The following is a 25079-nucleotide window of genomic DNA, read 5'->3' as shown; positions in this document are numbered from 1 at the left end:
TTCATGCTGTTGAAACAGCAGGTTGTGACTAAATATCCAAAAGAAGAATATATGCTGTCATTCCGATGTTCTTAACAACAAATGTCGGGCGAATGCAATCTCTTCAGCTATGCATTAATTGCATTGTGGCTTACTTTTCAGCATTTCCTTTCGAACAGGAAAAAGAACATTGTACTGACAACCAAGCACCTGAGGTGGCTTTGGTAAATCTTATTTCTGTCATGAGTCAAAGGTGACCACTATGCTAGACAATGCCCAAAAGGTACGTATTGAAGAAGACCTGCTCGGCAAACGTGAAGTTCCTGCTTCTGCTTACTATGGCATCCATACCCTGCGTGCCTACGAGAACTTTAACATTTCAACGATGCGCATTTCAGATATCCCTGAATTTGTTCGTGGCATGGTGTTCACCAAAAAAGCAGCGGCAAAAGCCAACATGGAACTTGGCGCGATTCCAGCGGATGTCGGTCACTACATTATTGAAGCCTGTGATCTGATTCTGGAAACCGGAAAGTGCATGGATCAGTTTATTTCTGATGTGTATCAGGGCGGTGCCGGTACTTCGGTCAACATGAATGCGAACGAAGTGATTGCCAACGTTGCACTGGAACTGAAAGGCCATGACAAAGGTGAATATCACATCATCAACCCGAATGATCATGTGAACAAGAGTCAATCGACCAACTGTGCTTATCCAACCGGCTTCCGGGTTGCGGTTTACAACAGCATCATCAAGCTGATGGGCTCAATTGAACAGCTGCAGGCTGCATTTGATGCCAAGAGTGAAGAATTTAAAGACGTTCTGAAAATGGGCCGTACCCAGCTTCAGGACGCGGTTCCGATGACAGTCGGTCAGGAATTCCATGCGTTCAGTATTCTGCTGAAAGAAGAAATTAAGAACCTGCACTACGCGGCGACCCTGCTGCTGGAAGTGAATCTGGGTGCGACGGCTATCGGTACCGGTCTGAATGCTCCGGCAGGTTACCAGGCTCTGGCCGTGAAATATCTTGCGGATGTGACGGGCCTGAACTGCGTGCCGTCTGAAGACCTGATTGAAGCGACTTCTGACTGTGGTGCTTACGTGACGGTTCACGCGGCCCTGAAACGTCTGGCCGTGAAAATGTCGAAAGTCTGTAACGACCTGCGTCTGCTGTCTTCGGGTCCGCGCGCCGGTCTGAACGAAATTAATCTGCCGGAAATGCAGGCGGGTTCTTCAATCATGCCTGCCAAGGTGAATCCGGTCATTCCGGAAGTTGTGAATCAGGTCTGCTTCAAAGTGATCGGTAACGATACAACCGTCACGATGGCCGCTGAATCCGGTCAGCTGCAGCTGAACGTGATGGAACCTGTGATTGGTCAGGCGCTGTTTGAATCTATCAGCCTGCTGAGCAATGCCTGTATTAACCTGGCGGAGAAATGTGTTTCCGGAATTACGGTGAACCGTCAGGTCTGCGAAGACTTCGTCTTTAACTCAATCGGTATCGTAACTTACCTGAACCCTTATATTGGTCACCATGAAGGGGATATCGTCGGTAAGATTTGTGCCGAAACGGGTCGCAGCGTGAAGGAAGTTGCAATGGAGCGGGGTCTGCTGAGCGAAGAGGAACTGAACGATATCTTCTCCGCACAAAACCTGATGCGCCCGTCTTATAAAGCAAAAATGTATAACTAAGTTCAAGAATAATAACGAAAGGTCTGTACCTCGGTATCCCCGTGTCCTGAATGGGCCGGGGAAGAGGATTCACCTTCACCCTACACCCTCCCTGTTTCAGGGAGGGTTTTTTTATGCCTTCAGTATCTGGTTTTAATCTCTGCCCAGCAGTCCGTCAATCGGGCTCATTTTACTCATTGCACTCCAGATGGCTTCACAGGTTGCATGCAAGCGGGAGTGGTAACGGTAGACATATAAATCGAGCGGCACCGGTTCCCGTGCCGACAGAATTTGCAGACGCCCTGCAGCCAGCTCGTCTTTGATCGCATAGTCCGGCAGCCAGCTGATCCCTTTCCCCTGCATCACCAGCGCTTTGATAAAGTCGGTCATGGAAGACGTACACACTGTATTTTGCGTCAGGACCCGGTTCGAGCGTTGTAAGGCGCGTCCCATGTAGCTTTCCGGGGTGTAATCCAGACAGGGAACGGCATCATTTTCAGCCGGATCAAACAGGGCTTTGCCATGTTCATCGACGGCAGAAACGCAGTACAGATAACTGCGGCCGAGGTGAATCGACCGGTAAGGCGCCACTTGGAGCCGGTCTTCATAAAACGAAAACAGGAAGTCACATTTTCCGTCAATCAGCAGTTTCACCGCTTCATCGACTTCATTGGCCACCACAGAAAGCTGGGTATTCAGCACCGGATTAAACAGGCAGGTATGTAATTTCGGTAACACACTGATGGCCATCGAATGGGATGAGCTGATCCGCACGGTATGGCGGCCCAGAAATGAGCTGCCGGACAGCCGGTTCACCTCATCATCCAGTTGCTGAAGGATCGACTGAGCCGTCGTTTTGAACTGTTTGCCATGCAGGGTGAGTTCAATCGGTGTTTTACCGCGATCAATCAGATTCAGACCCAGCTCAGCTTCCAGTGATTTGATCCGGCGGCTGAAAGCAGGCTGAGTGACGTTTCGTATGGCAGCTGCATGTGAAAAATTCCTGAGTTCCGCAAGGGTCAGGAAATCTTGCAACCATTTGGTTTCGATATTTTTCATTTAATCAAAGGCTGTTTTATCGAAGAGTAAAGGTCAGCAGACCTGGCTCAGAGCGAGCGATTTCCGGATAAGATTACCAAATCCCGCCCTTTTAATCCCATGCCACTTTGTAAAATAAATGCTTTGAATCAGCCGGCCACACCATTTTTGTTTGCCTGGAATGGGAAGGCAGATTCACTCGTCGGTCTGAAGCTGGATGCTTTTGGTCTCTGTCCTACTGATTTCAGATTGTTGCGCAGCTTATTGCGTAATCGCACAGAATCAAATTTCCCATGATTTTTTGAGATGAAACAAAATGCATAAAAACGTAAGATGCATGACATGCTAAGCGTTTGACTCACATGTTTGTGGGTTGGTCGGACAAAGACTGACAAAAACAGATAAAAACTAAAAGAGCCCCGGGGCTGCAGGTTCTGCTCCGCTGGGTTTTCGTTTCAATTTTTCGGGGAGAGGGGCATGCCTGTGGAAATTAAGCCAGTTCACAAAGCGAGTTGTCATTGTGGTGCTGTCGTACTTGAACTGAAGATGCCGAATGGTCTGGAAGATCCGCGTCGTTGTTCCTGCTCAATGTGCCGAAAAAGAGGCGCGATTGCCGCTTCCGTACTGCTGGAAAATCTGACAATTGTCAAAGGGGAAGAGAACCTCTCGCTCTATCAGTTCAATACGATGACGGCGAAACATTACTTTTGTAAAACCTGCGGAATTTATACTCATCATCAGCGTCGCTCCAATCCCCACCAGTTCGCGATCAATGTGGCTTGCCTGGAAGGCGTGAATCCATATGAACTGGAGCCGGTCAAAATTTACGACGGGATTCACCACCCATCGGACCAAGAGTATGGGAACTGACGTGGTCCTATCAGCAGCACAACTTCATGATTTTGAACGTCAGTTTCTGGCTTTCATTCAACGCGAAATGAAGCAGGATCTTGCCCATGACATGAATCATGTCAGCAGAGTTGTGCGTACCGCAAAAAGCCTGTGCCGGAAAGAACAGGCAATCGCAGAAGTTGTTGTGCCTGCTGCTTATCTGCATGACTGTTTTTCCTACGGGAAAGAACACCCGAAACGCCGAGAAAGTTCCAGCATTGCAGCGGGGAAAGCGGTTCATTTTCTGGAAGAAACCGGCTATCCGGTTCAGTACCTGAACGCCATTCACCACGCCATTGTTGCACACAGTTTCAGCGCCAATGTTCTGGCGCAAACACTGGAAGCTCAGATTGTGCAGGATGCCGATCGTTTGGATGCGCTCGGTGCAATTGGGATTGCACGCTGTGTTCAGGTCAGTTCCAGCTTAGGTCGTGCACTGTATGAGGCGGCAGACCCGTTTTGCGGTGCGCGGGAACCTGATGATGGCACTTATACCATCGACCATTTCTACCGCAAGCTTTTCAGGTTGTCTGCGCAGATGAATACGCCTTCAGGCCGGGAAGAAGCCACACGGCGAACACAATATATGCGGGATTTTTTGCAGCAGCTACAGGGCGAAATTGATGGCGAATTCGTTGTGCCGTCTGGCGAACACAAGGTGAGGACAGTTGATGGAATTAAGGTTTAGGGAAGCCAGATCTGAAGATTTAGAACATCTGATCGGGATGCTGGCGGATGACATACTGGGCAGCCAGCGCGAAGACACTTCAGTACCACTGAACCCGGCGTATCTCTCTGCGTTTCAGGCGATTGAGTCGGATGCGAATAACAGTCTGGTTCTTGCCGAAAATGAAGGGCAGGTGATGGGCATGTTACAGCTGACCTATATTCCTTCACTGACCTTGACGGGCAGCTGGCGTTGTCTGGTTGAGGGTGTGCGCATCCACTCGGCTTATCGCGGATTGGGATGTGGCGAAAAACTGTTTGAATACGCGATTGAAAGCGCGAAGCGCAAAGGATGCGCCATGATACAGCTCACCAGCGATAAATTACGGCCGGATGCAATCCGGTTTTATGAAAAACTGGGGTTTACGGCCAGTCATCAGGGAATGAAGATGAAACTGTAAATTCCCCGTCCGGATGAATCAGGAAAATACCTGAACGGAGCCAAAGGGAGACACATGAATAACATATTGCTCAATGAAGTCAGAAGCGCAGAAGAAAAATTAAAGCAAGCCATGCTTACCTCAGACACCGATGTCTTGACTGACTTACTCGCGGAAGATCTGATTTTTACCAACCATTTGGGACAGCGTTTAACCCGGGATGATGATCTGTCCGTGCATGCATCGGGCCAGCTGAATATTCAGTCAATTGAAGTGTCTGACGAGATGTTTTATCAGGTCGGTACTTTTACGATTGTGAATGTCAGAACCGATATTACCGGCACCTATGATGGTGAAGTGGCGAATGGACGCTTCAGGTTCACCCGGATCTGGCTGAAGAAAAACGGCAAGTTACAGGTCAAAGCAGCCCATTCCAGTCTGATTGTTTAACGGGAGTTCAAATGCGTCAGTTCTTGAGTTTCACCTTGTTGGGCATGCTCACTTTGTCTTCTGCCTTTTCCGGCCCGGCTGCCGGTGAAACGTTGCAGAGAGCTGACGGTTCGCCCATTACTTATTATCTGAAACAGACTGAGGGGGACAAGCTGCTGGTGCTTGTTCAGGGCTCAGACTGCAACAGCGTGTATCACAACGACAGGATCAATCGTCAGTTCAGTCAGGTCATTGAAGATGCAGATATTCTTACGGTAGAAAAGTACGGCATTGATCAGCGGCTGGTCTGGCGCACGGACGCTGAGCGGGATGATTGTCCCGAACTTTATCTGAAACATGATTCCCCGCAGCAGCGCGTAAGTGATTATCGTCAGGTGATCAAGCAGTTGACCCAAAGCAAGCTGTACCGGCAAGTGATTGTACTTGGCGGCAGTGAAGGCGCGCTGGTAGCCCACCTGCTGGGGATTGACAATGAGCAGGTTGATGCGGTGGTGTCACTCAATGGCGGGGGGCGTTATTTCATTGATGATGTTCTCTATAACATGCGCTCTCAGATGCCGCCGGAAGCTTATCAGGAAGCGGAAGCCGGATTTCGGCAGTTTGCCCAGTCTGTGGTGCAGAATGAAGCTATGGATATCACCGTGAGCGGCCATGGTTTTCCGTGGTGGAAACAGATGCTGACCATCGATCAGCAATCTGTTCTGGCGAAAGTGACTGTGCCTTTGCTGCTGATTCAGGCCGGGCAGGATACCAATGTTGATCCTGCCTCTTTTACGGCCATGGTAAAGGCCTTGAAAGATACCCGGCCAAACCTTCAGCCGCGGAATTATGCCAGTCTGGATCACCGGTTTCAGGATCAGCAAGGGCACAGTCATACCGGGCAGGTGGTTCAGGACATCAGACTCTGGCTGGCGACCTTGCGTCAATAAAACAATGTTGATGGTTTAGACATGGAAATCGTGAAGTATTCAGCCGAGCATAAAGATGATTGTGTTCTGGCATTCAAGAGTAACCTGGACCAGTTTTTTGCCGCATCGGAACTGGATGAATTTATGGCGTTTCTGGATACCCAGGCACTGAATTCACCTTATTTTGTGTTGATGAAGGAAGGGCAGGTGATTGGCTGCGGCGGTGTCAGTGTTTATCAGGGCATCAGCTATTTATGCTGGGGGCTGGTGCACCGTGCACACCATCATTGCGGTCTGGGCGCCTTACTGACCGAATACCGGTTAGACTGGATCCGGTCTGAAAATTTATCCGACAGCGTCAAAATTGAAACTTCACAGCATACACAGGGTTTTTATGCCCGATACGGATTCGTAGTGACAAACATGGTTCACAATGGTTTCGGAGAAGGCGTGGATCAGGTCACGATGGTGCTGGATTTATCTTCGGTTCACGCTTGAGTCCGGCCACGGAGAACGATTGAACTGATATTTGAAATTCATTTCACGAAAAGGAGATTCATCATGACGCTTCCTGCACAATCCGGCATGCATACACTGCTAAAAGACGCTTATTTCTTTGACAGTCATTCGACCACAATCCCTTATCGTAACCAGTCTGCGCTTGATGTTTATTTTGTGCTCGTCAAAGAGACACCTTCCTGGGTGAATCGATTAATGGCGTTACGCAATTATATTGTTGGCTTTCTGGGATTGAAAAATCTGGGTCACATGGCAGATATCGATGCCGCTAAACCGAATGCAGAGTACCGGGCCGGAGACAAAGTAGGCATTTTTTCAATTTATTCGGTTTCCGACCAGGAGATTATTTTAGAAGACCGGGATAAGCACCTGGATGTCAGAGTCTCTTTTTTTGTTGAGCCTGCTGGTGAAACAGCAACTGTTCATGCCAGTACTGTCGTTCAGGTGAAAAACTGGCTTGGTAAACTGTACATGTTTTTTGTTGCGCCAGTCCATCAAGTGATTGTGCCGACGTCCCTTAAAAAACTGCAACGCGCAGAAAATCAGCTGTAAAGAGAACTGCATGAACGTACATTTATTAGAAACGTCTGAATTCGAGAAGTCCCCTGATTTACCGGCCGTCTTGGATGTGTTGCTGCAACTCCGGCCTCAATACGACCGGACATCGCTGCTGGGTCAAATTCAAACACAGCTGGCACAGGGCTATCAGATCGTTTACGTGAAATCCGGCGTTCAGGTACTGGGTGTGGCGGGCTTTGTTGTCACTGAAAAACTGGCCTGGGGCAAGGCGATTTATGTGGATGATTTGGTCACGGATCAGCATCACCGCAGTCAGGGGGTAGGCGACTGCCTTATTCAATGGCTGAAAGATTATGGTCAGATGCAGGGATGCGGACAATTGCATCTCGACTCTGGCGTTCAGCGATTTGCCGCGCACCGGTTTTATCTGCGTCAAGGCTTCAACATTGCCAGCCATCATTTTTCGATCACCGATATTGAGGGTGAATGATAGTACAGGTCAGGGGGAAAAAGCTCACTGCAAAAAAACGGAAGATTGCTCTTCCGTTTTTGAATGCAGCCGGTTTGAATTACAGGAGCTCGAGCAGTTTTTCTGCCTTGCTGACTTCAAATTCTTTCGGCGCTTCAATATTCAGTCGGGTCACCACACCATCGTCGAGCAGCATGGCGTAACGTTGTGAACGAATGCCACCAAATTTCTCGGTGTCCATTTCCAGGCCCAGCGCTTTGGTGAAACTGCCGTCACCGTCGGCCAGCATCATGATTTCAGATGCATTTTGTGCTTCGCCCCAGGCTTGCATCACAAAAGCATCGTTCACAGAAACACAGGCAATCAGATCAACGCCTTTGGCTTTCAACTGGTCGGCATGGACCACATAACCTGGCAGGTGAGACTCAGAACAAGTCGGTGTAAATGCGCCCGGTACGGCAAATAAAATGACTTTTTTGCCGGCGAACAGCTCGGTGACGTCATGATTGACCATGCCGTCTTTGGTCAGTTCACTGAGTGTAGCATTCGGGAGTTTCTGGCCTTGCTGGATCATGTTTGATTTCCTTTCTTCATCATCAATGAGATTCAATTCAGTCTAGTCTGATTTCACCGTAAGAAACACAGAAAAAAGATAGGGTTATCCATTTTTAACCTGATGAAACCCGCTTGATATGCACTGGCGCTCTATTATACTGATGCCTTCCCATATCCCTTGCGGGACACTTCGACAATTCATGGAAAGAATATGTTAGCCACCCCAAGAACCCGATTAGAAATCTTACCGGCTGATGACGCAGGATTGTTGCTGGCTTATTACCGGGAGAATCAGGCCCATTTAGCGCCATGGGAACCGATTCGGGACGAAAATTACCTGACCTTACCGAACTGGCAGACGCAGTTATCGAATGCGCAAGCGGCCTTTGACGCGGGCAGCGAATACCGTTTTGTTGCGCTAAATCCAGCGCGAACCGAAGTCGTGGGTGTTTGCAATTTTACCGGGGTGGCAAGAGGGCCGTTTCAGGCGTGTTATCTGGGTTATTCGATTGCGAAAAAGTATGAAGGGCAGGGATTCATGCAGGAAATTCTGGAAGCTGCCATGCGATATATGATCAATGACGTGGAGCTGAACCGGATTATGGCTAATTACATGCCTGCCAATGAACGCAGTGCACATGTTTTAGAAAAACTGGGATTTGAAAAAGAAGGTTACGCCAGACGATATCTGAAAATTGCCGGGCAATGGGAAGATCATGTCTTGACAGCCAGAGTCAGAGCATATCAGTAAATACTTGCTTTCATCTGAAAACAGACAGAATGAGTGGTTCTTTCAAGGAGGAGAACATGCAGGATTATGAAATCAGTACCGACCAATCCCGACTGGACTTTAGGGTTATACACGGTTTTCTGGCCAACAGCTATTGGGCAAAAAATATTCCGGAAACCGTGATGAAAAAAGCCATCGAACATTCCCTCTGTTTCGGGATTTATCAGGCCACTGGGGAACAGGTCGGTTTTGCCCGGATGATCACGGATAAAGCAACTTTTGCTTACTTAGCGGATGTGTTTATCAGTGATGCACACCGGGGCAAGGGGCTGAGCAAAAAGCTCATGGATGACATCGTTCGTCATCCGGATTTACAGGGGCTCAGACGGATGGTGTTAGCAACTCGCGACGCGCACGGTCTTTATGCGCAGTACGGATTCCGGCCAATTCAGCATCCGGAAAGTTTTATGGAAATCTGGCAGCCAGATGTGTATCAGGCTGCGGTGCCTGAATCCGTGTGATGCATGGTGGCGGTATGTGCTGAGCCGTACACATTAGCGATTTGGGATGAGGAAAATATGGATATTCACTTGAGAGCGGTGTCAGAAGATGAATTTGACTCACTCTTTTCTGTCGTAAAACAAAGTCTGTATGTTTATGTTGATTCAGTGTTTGGCTGGGATGATGATTTTCAGCGCCATCGCTTGAAAACGGACTATAAGCCAGATTGGTTTTACTGGATTGAACTTGCTTCTGAACGCGTTGGCTTATTCTGTTTTAAGCCGTACAAATGTGCCTACCATATCCACTTGCTGATTGTGCTGCCCGAATTTCAAAATCAGCAAATTGGTACAGTGATAATGCATGATCTTCATCATCGGGCTTATCGTGAAAACCGAAGCCGTGTGACATTATCCAGTTTTGCCTGTAATACAAATGCAATCCGTTTTTACCAATCATTAGGTTATCAGGTCGAAGCACGCGATGAGCATTTCTTCTCTTTGGCATTGAGGCTTGCTGATTTTCAGGTTTAAACAAAATACCGTGTATATAGCGCCCCTATGGCTACAAGGTTGTGGGTATATGATGGGATGTGTAGGGTGCTGCCATCCCCGTTCCCACCTGCTATTCCCATGAAGGTAGGGTTCGAAGTCAGCGCCTTCGTTCTACAGAAAAATCAGGTGGCCTGGTTGCAGCCTGATTTTTTATCCTTTCCTCAACTGCACACCTCACATGCATCCTGGTATCTATTCGTAATATTGAATGGGATGCATATTTTTTATTGTTGTAATTCAAAAGGTCGCTTTATTTGTTCGTTGGAAAACCCCATTTTCCTTTGAATCATTCCTTCAATGCTTGAGAGGAATGCCAGCGTTTAATTTCAGGAGAAACAGCGGATGGATTGGTTTCGACGCAGTGTTGTAATGCTTTTAATTGTCTCCCTGACAGGATGCAGTGGCCCACTCAGAACGGCGCTTTGGAAAGAACCTTATTACGATGAAACTATTTCAGGGTTTTATCTGAATCCGAAAGAAGGTGTTCTGCTGATTTCAGGGGAAAAATACAGCTATATCATTCAATGCGAAAGCTTACTTTGTGATTATGCGCAAGCGAGCCGTCAGTTGGAAATGAAGACCTCATTTTGGGATTTAACGCTCAATCCGGAAGGTAGGGTTCAAGGTCGGGTCATTTTTGCACCTGATATCGATCTCTCCCGACCCATAGATCCTGTTTTGGAAAAAAAATACATGGATATGGACCTGCTTTGGAAGAATAAGGGCAATTTACTGAAGGACAGTAAAGATTTTTTGTTTACAGCAAAACGATATGAAGTGGAAGGGCAATTGCCATTTCAAGTGTTGGAAAATCCGCTGAATATAAAAATCAAGACATTTGACACCAATTTAGAAAAAGTCGGTAAGATGGTTGTGACTCCTGCTGCGATTGTTTTAGATGGCGTCTATTTCGTCTCACTGACTTCTTTGTTCCTTGTCTTAATTGCGACTGGAAGTAACTTTAGTGTGCTTTAAGACCTTATTTTTCTGGGTATCAATCGCGAAGTGCGTTTTACATTATTTCTACTCACCCAGCCATACGTGAGCATGACAGGGTGAATTTAAGTTCGAGTGAATGTATCACTTTAAGTCACTTGACTGAGGAAAATCACCATGACATTAAAAAAGATTCCCAATGATCATCGCGATGCCGTGGAAGTCTGTCTTACTTATGTGGCTGAAAATGTCACCTCGTTTGATGATATCCTCACGTATCGACAGCAACTTCAGGAAACATATAAAGATCACACCATCTTGATTACCCTGGATGACTACCATCAAGCGCGCTACACATCTATGCATCGGACAATTTTATCTGATTTAGATGATTATGAAGCGCTGGCGGAGCCGTTTGGTGTCCAGTCCGATGAAGATTATGAAAATCTGTCCATTGATTTGAAATTTAAAATTCGGGAATTTAACTTCAAGAAAGCGTTTGTTCCTGAACACGTTGAATTTGAATCGTACAGGTTGGAATATGAACAATATGAGTTATTCAAGCAAGCGAATCTCAATCCAATTGAGGTTTTAGATAAAGATATTTACTTTATTGTTGTGCCGGTTGATCACAGTCCTTTGGCTTTAACAGCTTTGCCAAACGGGTATTTTGGCTGTGATATGGAGCCGAATGACATTTATGAAATGTCTGAGTATTTGCGTAAGACCTATGGCTTCGAGTTTTACGGGATTGGCGCATCGTTGCTCTGTTATCAAAAAACTAAGCTGTTGAGTCACACCGAAGTAAATCATTTCATTGATCATTTCTTCACCATCACAAGCATGGAAGATGATGCAATTGAATACACGGAAGATCCCGATATCAGACAAGAGCTGCAAGATATCATTGAGAGCCGTGATTACTTGTTTCTGATTTACACAGAATAAAGGCTGGGATTGATTCCACAGTCATGACTTCAACATCAAGGGAGGCAATCGCCTCCCTTGTCTTTTACATCCCTTTTTTACTGCTGCCAGGATTTCAGCAGTTCTGCATATTGTATGGTGACGCCTTTGGGCTTCTCGTTTGCCAGTTTAGCTTTGGGTGCGCCGGGTTGTGAGAGCCAGTACTCCGCATCTCTTGGCTTGTTGAGTTTCGGACCGCACTCACCCTGGACATTGGCCCGCTCCAGCCGTTGCAGGACGCGATCCTGCGCTTTTGCCAGACCGTCCAGTGCCTGCTGAGGCGTTTTCTCTCCGTTGGCGGCTTCTGCAATATACTGCCACCAGAGTTGCGCCAGTTTCGGATAATCCGGGACGTTGGTGCCGGTGGGGGTCCACTGAACCCGGGCCGGGCTGCGGTAGAATTCGACCAGCCCCCCCAGCTTCGGTGCTGCCTGCGTCATGATGTCGGTGTTGATATCCGATTCACGAATCGGCGTCAGGCCGACCAGGGTTTTCTTCAGCGACACAGTTTTCGACACCGTGAACTGCGCATACAGCCAGGCGGCTTTGCGGCGCATGGGATCGGTGGATTTCATCAGTGTCCAGGAACCGGCATCCTGATAGCCCAGTTTCATGCCTTCTTCCCAGTACGGGCCTTTGGGAGACGGTGCCATCCGCCATTTTGGCGTACCGTCCGGGTTTACCACGGGCAGCCCCGGTTTGGTCATATCGGCAGTGAAAGCGGTATACCAGAAAATTTGCTGAGCGATATTCCCCTGCGCCGGGACCGGACCTGCTTCAGAGAAGGTCATGCCCTGTGCCTCCGGTGGCGCGTACTTACGCAGCCAATCGACGTATTTGGTGGTCGCGTAAACGGCTGCCGGACCGTTGGTGGCTCCGCCCCGTTCAACGCTGGAACCGACCGGACGACAGCCATCGACGCGAATGCCCCATTCATCGACAGGTTTGCCGTTTGGCAGTCCTTCATCACCGGCACCAGCCATTGAGAACCAGGCATCGGTAAATCGCCAGCCTAATGACGGATCTTTCTTACCGTAATCCATATGGCCGTATACGCGCTGGCCGTCGATTGTTTTCACATGATCCGTAAAGAATTCCGCGATGTCTTCGTAGGCGGACCAGTTGACCGGTACACCCAGCTCATAACCGTAAAGGTCTTGAAACTGTTTCTGCAAATCTTTGCGTTCAAACCAGTCGGCCCGGAACCAGTACAGGTTGGCAAATTGCTGGTCGGGCAGCTGGTAAACTTTGCCGTCCGGGCCTGTGGTGAAACTCAGGCCGATGAAGTCTTTCAGATCCAGGGTCGGCAGGGTGACGTCTTTCCCTTCACCGGTGATGTAATCGCTGATGGGGATGACCTTACCGTAGCGGAAGTGGGTCCCGATCAGATCGGAATCGTTGATGTAGGCATCATAAATACTGCGGTTGGACTGCATCTCGGTTTGCAGTTTTTCCACCACATCCCCTTCCTGGATCAGGTCATGGGTGACTTTGATGCCGGTGATTTCCTCGAAGGCTTTGGTCAGCACTTTCGACTCATATTCGTGGGTGGTGATGGTTTCCGAGACGACTTTGATTGCCATGCCCCGAAACGGTTTGGCCGCTTCGGTAAACCAGGCCAGCTCTTTCATTTGCTCGTCCTGACTGAGCGACGATTGCGCAAATTCATCGTTGACCCATTTCTTTGCTGCATCGCTGTACTGGTCTGCCCAGGCTGCCGGGGACAGCAGCAGGGTCACGATCAGTCCAAGCGTGGTGGGTTTCGGTACAGGGTGTTTCCGGTTCATGATTGAACTCCTTTGTTTTGTCTTAACCCCAACGAAGCACAATCGCGAGCCACAGCACGGATAGCGTAAACGGTATCCAGATAGACAGGTCGGTTATGCCAATGAAGAGCAGGTGGATATAGGCACTGCTGAGCAGGCCGATGAACAGGCGATCGCCCCGGGTGGTGCTGATCGGCAGAAAGCCTTTCCGTTCGGTACAGGGCCGGAGGATCTCGAAGAGGGTCATCGTCAGCAAAATGCCGGCGATGGAAATAAAAAACAGTGCACTGGGCAGTGTCCAGGCCATCCACTTCATGGTTCTCTCCTTCTTGACGTCTGTTATACCCGACCCAATGCAAAGCCTTTGGCGACATGATTTCGCACAAACCAGATCACCAGCAGTCCGGGAAGAATGGTCAGTACTCCGGCCGCCGCCAGCACGCCCCAGTCTATGCCGGATGCACTGACGGTCCGGGTCATGGTGGCGACAATGGGCTTGGCGTTCACTGAGGTCAGGGTCCGGGCCAGCAACAGCTCGACCCAGCTGAACATGAAACAGAAAAAGGCAGTCACGCCAATGCCGGAACGGATCATCGGCAGAAAGATCCGGACAAAAAAGCGCGGAAAGCTGTAGCCGTCGATGTAGGCGGTTTCATCAATTTCTTTGGGCACGCCAGACATGAAGCCTTCCAGAATCCATACCGCCAGCGGAACGTTGAACAGGCAGTGTGCGAGTGCGACGGCGATATGGGTGTCAAACAGGCCGACAGAAGAATAGAGCTGGAAAAAAGGCAGCAGGAATACTGCCGGCGGAGACATCCGGTTGGTGAGCAGCCAGAAAAACATGTGTTTGTCGCCAATGAAGCGGTAGCGCGAAAAAGCATAAGCGGCTGGCAGCGCGACCAGCAAGGAAATCACCGTATTCATTGAGACGTAAGTCAGCGAGTTAAGATAGCCGCTGTACCAGGACGGATCGGTGAAGATCACGGCATAATTCCCAAAGGTAAAATCCTGCGGCCAGAATGACAGCCCGCCGAGGATCTCCTCATTGGTCTTGAACGACATCATGAGCAGCCAGTAAATCGGCAGCAACAGAAAAAGGATATAGAGCAGCAATCCGACAGTTTTCCGGGTTTGCATCTTATTTCTCCCTATTCATCTTAGTTCTCCTGATCCATCTTATTTATCCTTATCTATCAGGGTCATGGAGGTGTAGAACAGCCAGCACACCAGCAGGATGATCAGGAAATAAATGATGGAGAACGCTGCGGCCGGACCAATATCGAACTGACCGACCGCCATTTTGGTCAGCGCCTGAGACAGGAACGTGGTTGCGTTACCGGGGCCGCCCCCGGTCAGCACAAAGGGCTCGGTATAGATCATGAAGCTGTCCATAAAGCGCAGCAGCACGCCGATCAGCAGGACGTTTTTCAGCTTTGGTAACTGGATATAGCGAAAAACGGCCCAGTTGGAGGCCCGGTCAATTTTGGCGGCCTGATAATAAACGTCGGGAATGGCGCGTAAGCCGGAATAACAGAGCAGGGCAACCAGAGAGGTCCAGTGCCAGACATCCATCACCAGCACCGTGACCCAGGCATCGACCGGATTCGAGGCGTAGTTGTAATCTACGCCCAGCGTATTGAGGAACCAGCCCAGCAGCCCGATATCTGCCCGGCCAAAAATTTGCCAGATTGTTCCCACCACATTCCATGGAATCAGCAATGGTATCGCGAGCACGATGAGCACTAGCGAGGCTCTCATGCCGCGGCTGGGCATGGTCAGGGCCACCAGAATCCCCAGCGGAATTTCAATCAGCAGGACACAGGCGGAATAGATGAACTGGCGCAGCAGGGAATCATGCAGCCGGGAATCATTGAGGATTTCTTTGTACCATTCGGTGCCGACGAAATAAGCGGTGTTCTGATCGAAAATATCCTGAATGGAGTAGTTCACCACCGTCATCAGGGGCACGATGGCGGAAAAGGCCACCAGCAGAAAGACCGGGACAACCAGCCACCACGCTTTGTTGTTTTCAGTTTTATGCTGCATCGTCGCCTCCGGCATTGTTATTGCCACGACTCTCTCCCACCAGATATTCATCAGCGTAGAGTTTCAGCCACTGGCCGGGAAAACTGACCCAGGCCTCACGGTCCGGCACCGGCGTTCCTTCTGCCAGACGGATTTTGAGCGGGGTCTCTGCCAGCAGTACAGTGACGATTTTATAGGTGCCGAGATCTTCGGTATGGGTCACGGTCACGGGAAAACTGTCTTCGCGTTGTGTGTCCCAAAGTTGCACAAACTCAGGACGAATCCCCAACTGAAGCTGAGTCGACTGCGTCTGATTCAGCGCCGCCTGCTGGCTGGCCGAAACGGGGATCTTCAGCCCTTTGAAATTGAGATGTTCGCGAGACGGGTCCCGCTCAACCGCCAGCAGGTTCATGCCGGGACTGCCAATGAAATAGCCGACAAAGGTATGGTTCGGACGCTCGAACAGCTCTCGCGGTGTGCCGAACTGGACAATATTGCCGTCGTACATTACGGCGATTTTGTCTGCAAAGGTGGCGGCTTCCAGCTGATCATGGGTGACGTAAACCATGGTGAGATTGAACTGCTCATGAATTTGTTTGAGCTTTCGGCGCAGCTTCCATTTCAGCTGCGGGTCGATGACCGTCAGGGGTTCATCAAACAAAATGGCGGAGACATCATCCCGGACCAGCCCGCGGCCCATGGACACCTTTTGTTTCTCATCGGCATTGAGGTTGCGTGCCTTCTTATTCAGCACAGGTGTCAGCTCAAGAATCTCGGCAATTTCTTTCACTTTGCTGCGGATTTTGGCTTCCGGCGTTTTCATGTTACGCAGCGGAAAGGCGAGGTTGTCGAACACCGTCATGGTGTCGTAGATCACCGGAAACTGGAATACCTGGGCGATGTTACGCTCCTGCGGGGCCAGTTCGTTGACGACTTCGCCATTGAATTTCACAGAACCTTCAGAAGGGGTCAGCAGGCCGGAAATAATGTTCAGCATGGTACTTTTGCCGCAACCGGACGGGCCGAGCAGCGCATACGCCCCCCCGTCTTCCCAGACATGATCCATCCGCCGGATCGCGTAGTCACTGTCGCGGGTGGGATGGGGGGTATAGCTGTGTGCCAGCGACTCAAGACGGATTTCAGCCATCATCGGATCTCCCAGCCGGAGCGGGCAGCCTGAATCAGCTGCTTGTCCTGTGAAAATACATAGAGTTTGTGGGTGGGGACATAGACATTGATCCGGGTATCCACGGTGTATTCATGAACGCCCGGTAAGTGCAGCACCAGGGTCAGTTCACGGTTGGAAACGTGCAGAAAGGTTTCGCTGCCACTGATTTCTGCCAGCTCAACATCCACGGCCAGTTCCAGATCATCATCGCGGTTCGGCACCAGCGTCAGGTGGTTGGGGCGAATGCCGAATACATAGTCTCCCGGGGGCAGATCGCCCAAATCGTCATTCAGCGCAAAATGGATATGATCCGAGAATGACACCGTGTGCTGGCTGACTTTGCCTGCTATCAGGTTAATCGGCGGCTCGCCAAACAGCTCAGCGCAGGCCACGGTGGCCGGGTTGTGATAGACCACCGGGGTTTGACCGGACTGGATAATCTCCCCTTCATGCATCAGTACCACATTGCCTCCCAGCGCCAGCGCTTCATTCGGTTCTGTGGTGGCGTAGACGGCAATGGTGTTGCGGGCCGCAAACAGTGCGCGCATTTCCTGCCGTAATTCTTCCCGCAGCTTGTAATCAAGGTTCACTAAAGGTTCGTCGAACAAAATGATATCTGCATTTTTGACCAGTGCCCGGGCCATGGCGGTGCGCTGCTGCTGTCCGCCGGAAAGTTCAAGCGGGTAGCGTTTCAGATATTCTTCAATGTGCAGCATCCGGGCTGTCTGCATGACCCGTTCATCGATTTGTGCCTTGGGTAATTTTTCCAGTTTCAGGGGGGAGGCGATGTTGTCGTAGACCGTCATATTGGGGTAGTTGATGAATTGCTGATACACCATCGAGATATTGCGTTCCCGCACGGGAATACCAGTCACATCCTGACCGTTGAAGTAAATTCTCCCCTGACTGGGTCGGTCCAGCCCGGCCATCAGACGCATCAGGCTGGTTTTGCCCGCCAGCGTTCTGCCCAGCAGCACATTGAAAGAACCCGGTTCCAGCTCCAGGCTGGCATTTTTGATCCAGTACTCGCCATCGACTTTCCGGGAAATGTTCTCCAGTTTCAGCGACATCTTGCTGCGGGCTCCGTGATTCATCCTGCACAGCAACAGGCGAAAAATGTGCCACAATTATTTAACAATTGATCCGGGCGTTATCTGCCTGATTTTTCATGAACTTCATTTCTTCCCTGATTGATGCGGGCCAGACAGACCCGGTTTAGCGGTGTTGATTGTGAACGGTCTGTGAACAGTGTTGAGCGTTCAGTCAGCAGGAGACAGGGATGAAAGCCAGTGACAGGTTGCGACATGACGATAGAAAAGCAGCGCAATGAACATCTGGTGGCCGAATCCTGGCAACGTTGCCGGGGTTACGGGCTCACCAGTCAGGATCAGCCTGCGGTTGTCCTGCCGGATGAATCGCAGTGGCAGCAGAAACTGGCGCAGGCCGATGTCATGTTGTCAGTCACGCGGGATAAAGTTCTGCCGGGCTATCGCAGCATGCTGGCGAACGCGAACAGTCTGGTTTTGCTGACCGATCAGGACGGTTACCTGCTGGCGCGTTGGGGGCATCCGTCTTTTATACAGCACATGCCGGCTGCGCTGCTTGAACCGGGAAGCTGCTGGCAGGAGCGTGCAATCGGCACCACAGCCATTGGGCTTGCGCTACACACCCGGGAGATTATGGATATCCGTCGCGATGAACATTTTCTGGTGCAGAATCGTCTGATGAGCGGTTCGGCTGCGCCCGTATTTGACCCGCACCGCCAGCTGGTGGGCATACTCAGTATCGCCAGCGATGCTTACCTGCCGACCACGCAGATTCACGGCATGGTCAAAGTGATGTCACAGGCGATTGAAAATCATCTGATGGGGGCTGCGTATGGGCAGCATTTCTGGCAGTGCGTTCTGAATACCAGCCCGGATAACCTCGACAGCCAGTGGGCCGGACTGCTGGTGTTTGATCATCAGGGGCAAATTGTGGCTGCCAACCGCCGCGCAGATTTGCTGCTGGGGCAGCCAATGGCCGGGATCACGATGGACATGCTGGCGGGCCTGCCGTTATCTGAGATGAAAACGATTGATCCGGCCCGCGTGCTGCCCCTGAACGGTCTGGTGTCGATTCCATTATTTGCCCGGATCAAATCACCTGCCCAGCCTTGCGCCGAATCTGTTGCCGATCCCGATGCAGTTTTAAAAGATAAGTCGGGACAGCAGCCAGGTGAACGCTTACTGACCGAACTGGATACCGGGGACAAGCAAATGGCGAAAGCCGTGAGCCTGGCGCAGAAAGTCGCCGACAGCGATATTCCTTTACTGATTCTGGGGGAAACCGGGGTGGGGAAAGAGGTGTTTGTCCGCGCCCTGCATGCATCGTCTTCGCGAGCGGCTGCCGACATGGTGGCTGTGAACTGTGCGGCGATTCCATCCGAGCTGGTGGAGTCAGAACTGTTTGGTTATGTGAAGGGCGCATTTACCGGCGCAAATCAGAAAGGCAACCCCGGCCTGATCCGCCGTGCCGATCGCGGGACCCTTTTTCTGGACGAGATTGGTGATATGCCGCTGTCGACTCAGGCAAGGCTGTTGCGGGTGCTTCAGGAAAAGTGCGTGACCCCGCTGGGGAGCAGTAAAAGTTATCCGGTCGATTTCCGGCTGGTCTGTGCCACGCATCAGTCGCTGCGCGATGCCATCAAACTCAGGGAATTCAGGGACGATCTTTATTACCGTATTAATGGCCTGACGGTGACGCTGCCGGCACTCCGGGAGCGTCTGGATCTGGCTTCCGTCGTGCAAAGTGTGCTGGCTGAGCTGACCTCCTGCTGTGCGCGGGTTTCTGTCAGTGATGAGGTGATGCAGCTGTTCGCATCCCACCTGTGGCCGGGCAATATCCGCCAGCTTCATAATGTGCTGCGTGTGGCTATCGCGCTCGCCGGTGACAAAATGATCGAAACGTCGCACTTACCTGATGACTTCTTCTGGGATCTGAAAGGCATTGTCCGCGAACAGGACGACATTGAACCCGAATTACTGGAAGAAGACTGGCAGACGGCTTTGCCGAAAGTTTACCGTGCACTGGGCCGGAACGTCAGCAAAACCGCGGAGGCCATGGGTGTGAGCCGTAATACCGTGTACAAGCGCCTGAAACAGCTGGGGTTGTGGCATGACGGGTGAGGAATGTGTGACAATCAGGCCGATGATGAACCAGAACGGGTGAAGCACAGTGTACATCGGCGAAGTTTCAAAACAGACCGGGTTGTCGGTCAAAGCGATTCGGCTCTATGAAGACATGGGATTGATTCGGACCCCGTCAAGACTGGGTCGCTACCGGGTGTATACACAAGCTGATGTCGAGGTATTGCAGCTGATCTCAGAAGCAAAGCAACTGGGCGTGACGCTGAATCGCCTGAAAGGCGTGATTCACTATCATCAGGGCGAAATCGACTGGGGACGGATTCACTGTTTTTTACAGGATGTCAGGGAGCGCTTACTTGCGGAACAGGCGTTACTGGCCTGGAAGATTCAGCAGGTGGAGCAATGCATCCAATCGATTGATACCTGTCCTCGAACGTCTCCGCAGAACGCTTGACTCTGCCCTATAGGGCAGACGGTAGACTCATGATTGAATTTTGAAGAATGAGAGGAAATCATGTCGAAAAACATCCTGTTACTGAACGCCAATCCAAAAGCGGAGAGTCTGTCCCGTTTGCTTGCCGACCAATATCAGATTGAAGCCCGGGAACACTTTGACGTCCGGCGTTTTGATTTGCCGGAGATGGATTTCCAGCCCAGCCTGGACAGCGGCTACGATGCCATTCAGCCGCTTGAACCCTGCCTGCAAGACTTCCAGGAGCAACTGAAACGGGCTGATCATATCGTGATTATCTCACCGGTCTGGTGGGGCGGATTGCCCGCAAAATTCAAAGGGCTGATCGACCGGGCCATTCTGCCGGGATCTGCATTTCGGTTTGAAGTCGCTCACCCGGCGCCGGTTCAGTTGCTACGGGGGAAAACGGCACGGATCATTCTGACGATGGATGCACCGCCGGAGATGCTCCGGGAGCAGGCCCAGCCAGTCCTTACACAGCTCGATCGCTTTACGCTGCAGTTTTGCGGCGTGACTCCTGCCGAAACCACGCTGTTCGGCTCGGTGATTTTCTCCACTGAAGCCGAGCGCGCAGGTTGGGTCAGCACAGTGAAAACTCTGGGTGCCGGGGGAATTTAAAGGTTTATCTATTTACGGTTCATCTATTCACGGTTCATTTTAGTCGTCAGGCTGGCTGTCATCTGCCAGCCTGTTTATGGCTTGCTGTCTGCTTCAGCCGTCCGTTCAGTGAGCCATTGCCGGTAAAAATCAACAAAAGCTCTGACTTTGGCCGGAATAAAAGCGCCAGGCGGAAACACCGCGTAGATGCCGCCACGGGGCAATTGCCAGTCGGAAAACAGCGGCACCAGATCTGGCTCATCTTCGCCTAAATGCATGGCGATGACGGATAATCCGGCGTTACTTTTGATCAGGCTTCGCATGGCACTGGTGTTGTCGACCCGGAAACTGCTCTGCATCTGAACCTGAACTCGTTCACCGGCTTTTTCAAAGGTCCAGGTCAGTGCGCTCGGCAGCGGAGAAAACTCAATCCACTGGTGATGTTTCAGCTCGCTGGGATGCTTCGGAGTGCCCATTTCATGTAAATAACCAGCCGAGGCCATGACACGCTGTTCGAACTCCCCCAGTTTCTGGGCACGCAGGCTGGAGTCTTTCAGCCAGCCCATCCGGATCGCCAGATCAATTCCTTCCCGCACCATATCCGATACCTTATCGCCGCTTCGAAGCTCAACCGTGAGTCCCGGATGGCGTTTTCCGAATGCAGCAGCCGCAGGGGCGAGCATCAGCGCCATGTGATCAACCGGCGCAGTAATCCGCAGTGTGCCGGATAAGGCCTGTGCGCTGGTACCGGCTTCGCTGAGTGTCTCGCCCAGCTTTGCCAGCAGTGGCTGACAGGCCAAATAAAGCTGATGACCGGCATCGGTCAGGGTGACTTGCCGGGTCGTGCGGTTGAATAGCACTGCACCGAGATGATTTTCCAGCGCTTTGATATTCAGACTGATTTTGGTTTTAGTGCACCCCAGCTTATCGGCTGCTGCTGTGAAGGAACCAGCTTCCACGGTGGCAATGAAGAGTGGCAGAGTATTCAGATCGAGTTCGTTGTTCATGGCTTGACTGTTATGGATTTAATAACAGTGAATTATCGAATGGACTATTTTTCAAATCAATGATTGATCGCACAATGTGTTCATCAGCTAGACACAGTATCTATGAATAAAAAATAAATGAGGACAACACGATGAATATTGCGATTATTGGTGCCAGCGGTTTTATTGGTTCAGCACTGCGTGAAGAAGCGCTGAGCCGAGGTCATCAGGTGACGGCTCTGGTGAGTCGTCCGGAGCGACTGGCAACGCAGCCAGGTCTGACCGTCATGAAAGCCGACGTGCAGGATACTGATGCACTGACAGCACAACTGAAAGGGTTTGATGCCGTGCTGAGCGCATTCTCAGGCCATGCGCAGGCCGATGTGGGCAGTTACTTTGCAAAAGGTTTCGACAGCATTCTGGCAGCAGCGGCTTCAGCGGATGTGAAGCGTCTGATGGTCGTCGGCGGTGCCGGTTCTCTGGAAGTCGCACCGGGCGTGCTGCTGATTGATACGCCTGCGTTTCCGGATGAATATAAAGCGACTGCGGAAGGGGCACGATATGCACTGAACCAGCTGCGTGCTCAGCAGAACGTCAACTGGACGATGCTATCTCCGGCAGCCATGATTGCCCCGGGCGAGCGGAGCGGTCAGTACCAGCTGGGTACCGATCAGTTGCTGACGGATGCCAGCGGCAACAGCCAGATCTCTGTTGAAGATTACGCGAAAGCGATGATTGATGAGCTGGAATCTCCGGCGCACCTGAACCGCCGCTTTACTCTGGCTTACGCCTGATTCTGAAACTCACTGCCTTTGAGTTTAAAAACGCAGCTTCGGCTGCGTTTTTTGTCATTTCTCCTTCGTGATCAATCATTTCTGCCTATATTTCATTTACGTTTGGTGAAAAGCCATTGAATTCAACCAATGATTCATTCAGTCATGGAGGGGGTATGGCGCAACAACAGGACAGAATCGGGTTCGCTTTGCTGGCGGGCGGCATATTACTGGGACTGGTTTTTCTGGGTATTTTGCTCGGCCAGGCTGCGATGAATTACAAGCAGCTTGACCGCAGTGTGACCGTCAAAGGGCTTTCGGAGCGGGAATATCCGGCAGATATTGTCATCTGGCCGATTCAGTTCAATGTCGCCAGTAACGATTTGGGTGAGCTGTACCAGATGCTGGATGGTCAGGCATCGCAAATTCGCGCTTACCTGCGCAGCAACGGGATTGGTGCCAGCGAAATTTCGGTGTCTACTCCGGCGATTACCGATAAATCAGCCCAGCAGTATGGCAATGACGCTCAGGTTGCTTACCGATATACCGCACTTCAGACGGTGACGGTGTATTCCAGCGATATTGAGACTGTGCGCGCAGTCATGAGCTCATTATCTGAACTGGGCAAGCAGGGCATTGTCTTTACCGGAGATGCGTACCAGACCCAGACGGAATATCTGTTTACCCGGCTGAACGATATTAAACCGGACATGATTGAAGAGGCGACCCGCAATGCCCGAGAAGTGGCACAGAAGTTTGCTTCTGATTCTGACAGTACATTGGGGAAAATCCGCAAAGCGTCTCAGGGGCAGTTCTCCATTTCCGCCCGGGATAAAAATAATCCCCATATTAAGAAAGTCAGAGTGGTTTCAACCGTTGAATATTATCTGTCTGACTAATGAAATATTTGAAAAGTGGAAGTTAAACATGGAGGTTATGTGAAAATTGCATTCGTTACCGGTGGCAGTCAGGGGATTGGACTGGAAACAGTCCGGCGTTTGGTTGCTGACGATTATCAGGTGATTACCTGTTCCAGACGGGAAAATATCTGGCAGCAGCAGGTTGAACGCAATCCCGAGCTGGCTGTCGTGGATTATTATCAGGTGGATATCAGTGATGAAATACAACTGAATCGCTTGTTTTGTGTCATCAGAGAGCGATACGGCAATCTCGATGTTGCCGTGAATAATGCGTCCCCAGCTTTGGCATCCGGCGGACAGTTTGCAGAGGTTGAGCCGTCAGCACTGCGGGATACACTCCAGCAGGATTTCTGGGCGCAGGCATATTGTCTGCAGCACGAACTTCGGTTGATGGGTGAAGGTGGTGCGATTGTCAATCTCAGCTCGGTCAACGGATTTCGTCCGACGCCTAATGCTGCAATGTACAGCGCTGCGAAGCATGCCATCGAAGGGTTGACGCGTTCCGTTGCGCTGGAAGTGATTGGGCAGGGCATTCGCATCAACGCCGTGGCGCCCGGCGTCACCTGGACACCACGCTGGGAAGCCCGTGAAGCCGAAGCTCCCGGTACTCGGGAAGAAGTGTCGGCGGTGGTTCCGGCCAAACGCTATGCAAAATCCAGTGAAATTGTGGATGCCATTACTTTTCTGTTGTCAGAGCAAGCCAGCTATATCGTCGGCCATACACTGGTGGTGGATGGCGGGTTGAGTTTGAATTAACGACTGTGCTCATGCGGTAATATTCATTATCATTGAACCGAACTCTAAACATGATGCTTTCAGCTCCGAAAGCATCATGTTGTTGTGTATTTTTGAATGAGAAAGAAAATGAAAAAAGCAATATGTCTGAGTTTTTTGCTTGCCGGATCTGCACTGATTCAAGGATGCGCTGCTGAACAGAAGATCGGACAAGAACAAAAAGAAGAACGAACCGGTGTTGTGGTCAGTTCAGATGATTTTTCAATGACCGCTGCCATCAATCAGAACGGTGAATTTTTTGAGACGCAAACCGAAAACCACCTGACACGAAGTATTTCAGGTCGGCTGCAAGCGTCTGAGGGACAGAGCCTGGTTCATATTCGCTATGAAAGCAGCAATAAACAAGGTACTTCTCAACGGGAAATCAATTCGACTGTGCTGTTACAAAACGATGAGTCGGTGGTGATTGGCGGTGATGACGACAAGATGATTTACCTGCAAATCACAGGAAATTAGTTGTTTCCGTGTTTCAGAATTGGACAGATATTCTGTCCAATTCTGAGCGGGGGCGATACAAGATCTGAGATTGAGGCAAGTGAATCGAAAAGAGGCGATGCTGGGGGGAATATTTTTATTTGTACTGATTCAGACCTGATCTGACAGTTACCCACTTTTAGCGGTGCTGTCAGATTATATCTGGGTCAGATCCTTTT

General features: G+C 50.6%; 30 protein-coding genes. 21 read left to right on the top strand and 9 right to left on the bottom strand.

The genetic code is table 11. From position 1 onward, the window contains the following. Nucleotides 1-241 precede the first annotated feature (241 nt). Entirely contained in the window at nt 242-1672 is a 1431-nt protein-coding gene (gene aspA, locus ACYP03_RS05915) for an aspartate ammonia-lyase (RefSeq protein ID WP_248142969.1), read from the top strand. Nucleotides 1673-1804: 132 nt separating this feature from the next. Here the strand turns inward: aspA and ACYP03_RS05910 are convergent, their stop codons facing one another. After that, entirely contained in the window at nt 1805-2710 is a 906-nt protein-coding gene (locus ACYP03_RS05910) for a LysR substrate-binding domain-containing protein (protein WP_248142968.1), read from the bottom strand. A 462-nt stretch (nt 2711-3172) separates the two neighbouring features. On the opposite strand from ACYP03_RS05910, the gene ACYP03_RS05905 reads away from it, so the two are divergent. The 8 genes from ACYP03_RS05905 (at nt 3173) to ACYP03_RS05870 (ending at nt 7572) form a co-directional block, all read left to right on the top strand. After that, entirely contained in the window at nt 3173-3559 is a 387-nt protein-coding gene (locus ACYP03_RS05905) for a GFA family protein (protein ID WP_248143356.1), read from the top strand. Further along, nucleotides 3549-4268, top strand: a complete 720-nt coding sequence (locus tag ACYP03_RS05900; RefSeq protein WP_459778849.1) for an HD domain-containing protein — start codon at nt 3549-3551, stop codon at nt 4266-4268. The genes ACYP03_RS05905 and ACYP03_RS05900 overlap by 11 nt, the downstream gene beginning before the upstream one ends. Continuing rightward, nucleotides 4252-4707, top strand: coding sequence for a GNAT family N-acetyltransferase (locus tag ACYP03_RS05895; RefSeq protein ID WP_248142966.1), 456 nt, complete (start codon nt 4252-4254; stop codon nt 4705-4707). Before ACYP03_RS05900 ends, ACYP03_RS05895 begins: the two co-directional genes overlap by 17 nt. Before the next feature lie 54 nt (nt 4708-4761). Next, on the top strand, nt 4762-5136 hold the full coding sequence (locus ACYP03_RS05890) for a nuclear transport factor 2 family protein (RefSeq protein WP_459778848.1): 375 nt from the start codon (nt 4762-4764) through the stop codon (nt 5134-5136). Between the two features lie 11 nt (nt 5137-5147). Further along, entirely contained in the window at nt 5148-6065 is a 918-nt protein-coding gene (locus ACYP03_RS05885; RefSeq protein ID WP_459778847.1) for an alpha/beta hydrolase family protein, read from the top strand. Between the two features lie 21 nt (nt 6066-6086). Then, complete coding sequence (locus ACYP03_RS05880) at nt 6087-6542, top strand: GNAT family N-acetyltransferase (RefSeq protein WP_459778846.1); 456 nt, start codon at nt 6087-6089, stop codon at nt 6540-6542. 63 nt (nt 6543-6605) lie between these two features. Then, nucleotides 6606-7115, top strand: coding sequence for a DUF2867 domain-containing protein (locus ACYP03_RS05875; protein WP_248142962.1), 510 nt, complete (start codon nt 6606-6608; stop codon nt 7113-7115). 10 nt (nt 7116-7125) lie between these two features. Then, nucleotides 7126-7572 carry a GNAT family N-acetyltransferase gene (locus ACYP03_RS05870; protein WP_459778845.1) on the top strand — a complete coding sequence of 149 codons (447 nt, stop codon included), beginning with the start codon at nt 7126-7128 and terminating at the stop codon, nt 7570-7572. Between the two features lie 79 nt (nt 7573-7651). Here the strand turns inward: ACYP03_RS05870 and ACYP03_RS05865 are convergent, their stop codons facing one another. After that, nucleotides 7652-8125 carry a peroxiredoxin gene (locus ACYP03_RS05865; RefSeq protein ID WP_248142960.1) on the bottom strand — a complete coding sequence of 158 codons (474 nt, stop codon included), beginning with the start codon at nt 8123-8125 and terminating at the stop codon, nt 7652-7654. Nucleotides 8126-8317: 192 nt separating this feature from the next. Here ACYP03_RS05865 and rimJ point away from each other — a divergent pair, with 192 nt between their 5' ends. From rimJ to ACYP03_RS05840, 5 genes are all read left to right on the top strand, one after another. Next, the gene (gene rimJ / locus ACYP03_RS05860) at nt 8318-8857 is read left to right on the top strand and encodes a ribosomal protein S5-alanine N-acetyltransferase (RefSeq protein ID WP_248142959.1); all 540 of its coding nucleotides are present in this window, start codon (nt 8318-8320) and stop codon (nt 8855-8857) included. Between the two features lie 56 nt (nt 8858-8913). Then, complete coding sequence (locus ACYP03_RS05855; protein ID WP_248142958.1) at nt 8914-9357, top strand: GNAT family N-acetyltransferase; 444 nt, start codon at nt 8914-8916, stop codon at nt 9355-9357. Between the two features lie 57 nt (nt 9358-9414). After that, nucleotides 9415-9870, top strand: a complete 456-nt coding sequence (locus ACYP03_RS05850; protein WP_248142957.1) for a GNAT family N-acetyltransferase — start codon at nt 9415-9417, stop codon at nt 9868-9870. A 363-nt stretch (nt 9871-10233) separates the two neighbouring features. After that, nucleotides 10234-10866, top strand: a complete 633-nt coding sequence (locus ACYP03_RS05845; protein WP_459778843.1) for a hypothetical protein — start codon at nt 10234-10236, stop codon at nt 10864-10866. Between the two features lie 138 nt (nt 10867-11004). Next, entirely contained in the window at nt 11005-11775 is a 771-nt protein-coding gene (locus tag ACYP03_RS05840) for a hypothetical protein (protein ID WP_248142955.1), read from the top strand. Between the two features lie 77 nt (nt 11776-11852). On the opposite strand, the gene ACYP03_RS05835 is transcribed toward ACYP03_RS05840, so the two are convergent. The 6 genes from ACYP03_RS05835 to ACYP03_RS05810 are packed head-to-tail and all read right to left on the bottom strand — an operon-like array spanning nt 11853 to nt 17825. Then, nucleotides 11853-13580, bottom strand: a complete 1728-nt coding sequence (locus ACYP03_RS05835) for an ABC transporter substrate-binding protein (protein WP_459778841.1) — start codon at nt 13578-13580, stop codon at nt 11853-11855. Between the two features lie 22 nt (nt 13581-13602). After that, nucleotides 13603-13875 carry a DUF2160 domain-containing protein gene (locus tag ACYP03_RS05830; RefSeq protein ID WP_248142953.1) on the bottom strand — a complete coding sequence of 91 codons (273 nt, stop codon included), beginning with the start codon at nt 13873-13875 and terminating at the stop codon, nt 13603-13605. Between the two features lie 23 nt (nt 13876-13898). Further along, nucleotides 13899-14699: a carbohydrate ABC transporter permease gene (locus tag ACYP03_RS05825; RefSeq protein WP_459778840.1), complete on the bottom strand. Its 801-nt coding sequence runs from the start codon at nt 14697-14699 to the stop codon at nt 13899-13901. Nucleotides 14700-14738: 39 nt separating this feature from the next. Next, a complete protein-coding gene (locus tag ACYP03_RS05820; protein ID WP_459778839.1) occupies nt 14739-15608 on the bottom strand; it encodes a carbohydrate ABC transporter permease in 870 nt (289 codons plus the stop codon). Then, nucleotides 15598-16734, bottom strand: a complete 1137-nt coding sequence (locus tag ACYP03_RS05815; RefSeq protein WP_459778838.1) for an ABC transporter ATP-binding protein — start codon at nt 16732-16734, stop codon at nt 15598-15600. The genes ACYP03_RS05820 and ACYP03_RS05815 overlap by 11 nt, the downstream gene beginning before the upstream one ends. After that, nucleotides 16734-17825, bottom strand: a complete 1092-nt coding sequence (locus ACYP03_RS05810) for an ABC transporter ATP-binding protein (RefSeq protein ID WP_459778837.1) — start codon at nt 17823-17825, stop codon at nt 16734-16736. Before ACYP03_RS05810 ends, ACYP03_RS05815 begins: the two co-directional genes overlap by 1 nt. A 234-nt stretch (nt 17826-18059) precedes the next feature. On the opposite strand from ACYP03_RS05810, the gene ACYP03_RS05805 reads away from it, so the two are divergent. From ACYP03_RS05805 to ACYP03_RS05795, 3 genes are read left to right on the top strand one after another with little or no spacing between them, the layout of a single operon-like run. After that, nucleotides 18060-19922: a sigma-54-dependent Fis family transcriptional regulator gene (locus tag ACYP03_RS05805; protein WP_459778836.1), complete on the top strand. Its 1863-nt coding sequence runs from the start codon at nt 18060-18062 to the stop codon at nt 19920-19922. A gap of 49 nt (nt 19923-19971) precedes the next feature. Next, nucleotides 19972-20337, top strand: coding sequence for a MerR family transcriptional regulator (locus ACYP03_RS05800; RefSeq protein WP_459778835.1), 366 nt, complete (start codon nt 19972-19974; stop codon nt 20335-20337). A gap of 60 nt (nt 20338-20397) precedes the next feature. Continuing rightward, nucleotides 20398-20973 (top strand): NAD(P)H-dependent oxidoreductase, encoded by a 576-nt coding sequence (locus ACYP03_RS05795; protein ID WP_459778834.1) that lies wholly within the window; start codon nt 20398-20400, stop codon nt 20971-20973. 74 nt (nt 20974-21047) lie between these two features. Here ACYP03_RS05795 and ACYP03_RS05790 read toward each other — a convergent pair whose 3' ends face one another. Beyond that, nucleotides 21048-21959, bottom strand: coding sequence for a LysR family transcriptional regulator (locus ACYP03_RS05790; protein WP_459778833.1), 912 nt, complete (start codon nt 21957-21959; stop codon nt 21048-21050). Nucleotides 21960-22090: 131 nt separating this feature from the next. Here ACYP03_RS05790 and ACYP03_RS05785 point away from each other — a divergent pair, with 131 nt between their 5' ends. The 4 genes from ACYP03_RS05785 (at nt 22091) to ACYP03_RS05770 (ending at nt 24882) form a co-directional block, all read left to right on the top strand. Next, nucleotides 22091-22732, top strand: coding sequence for an NAD(P)-dependent oxidoreductase (locus ACYP03_RS05785; protein WP_459778832.1), 642 nt, complete (start codon nt 22091-22093; stop codon nt 22730-22732). A 155-nt stretch (nt 22733-22887) separates the two neighbouring features. Then, on the top strand, nt 22888-23610 hold the full coding sequence (locus ACYP03_RS05780; protein ID WP_459778831.1) for an SIMPL domain-containing protein: 723 nt from the start codon (nt 22888-22890) through the stop codon (nt 23608-23610). 39 nt (nt 23611-23649) lie between these two features. Further along, the gene (locus tag ACYP03_RS05775) at nt 23650-24387 is read left to right on the top strand and encodes an SDR family NAD(P)-dependent oxidoreductase (protein WP_459778830.1); all 738 of its coding nucleotides are present in this window, start codon (nt 23650-23652) and stop codon (nt 24385-24387) included. Nucleotides 24388-24495: 108 nt separating this feature from the next. Continuing rightward, nucleotides 24496-24882 (top strand): hypothetical protein, encoded by a 387-nt coding sequence (locus tag ACYP03_RS05770; RefSeq protein WP_459778829.1) that lies wholly within the window; start codon nt 24496-24498, stop codon nt 24880-24882. The last annotated feature ends 197 nt before the right edge of the window (nt 24883-25079 follow it).

The sequence above is a fragment of the Photobacterium sp. R1 genome (assembly GCF_054600795.1).
This window is presented reverse-complemented; position numbering and strand designations above follow the sequence as displayed.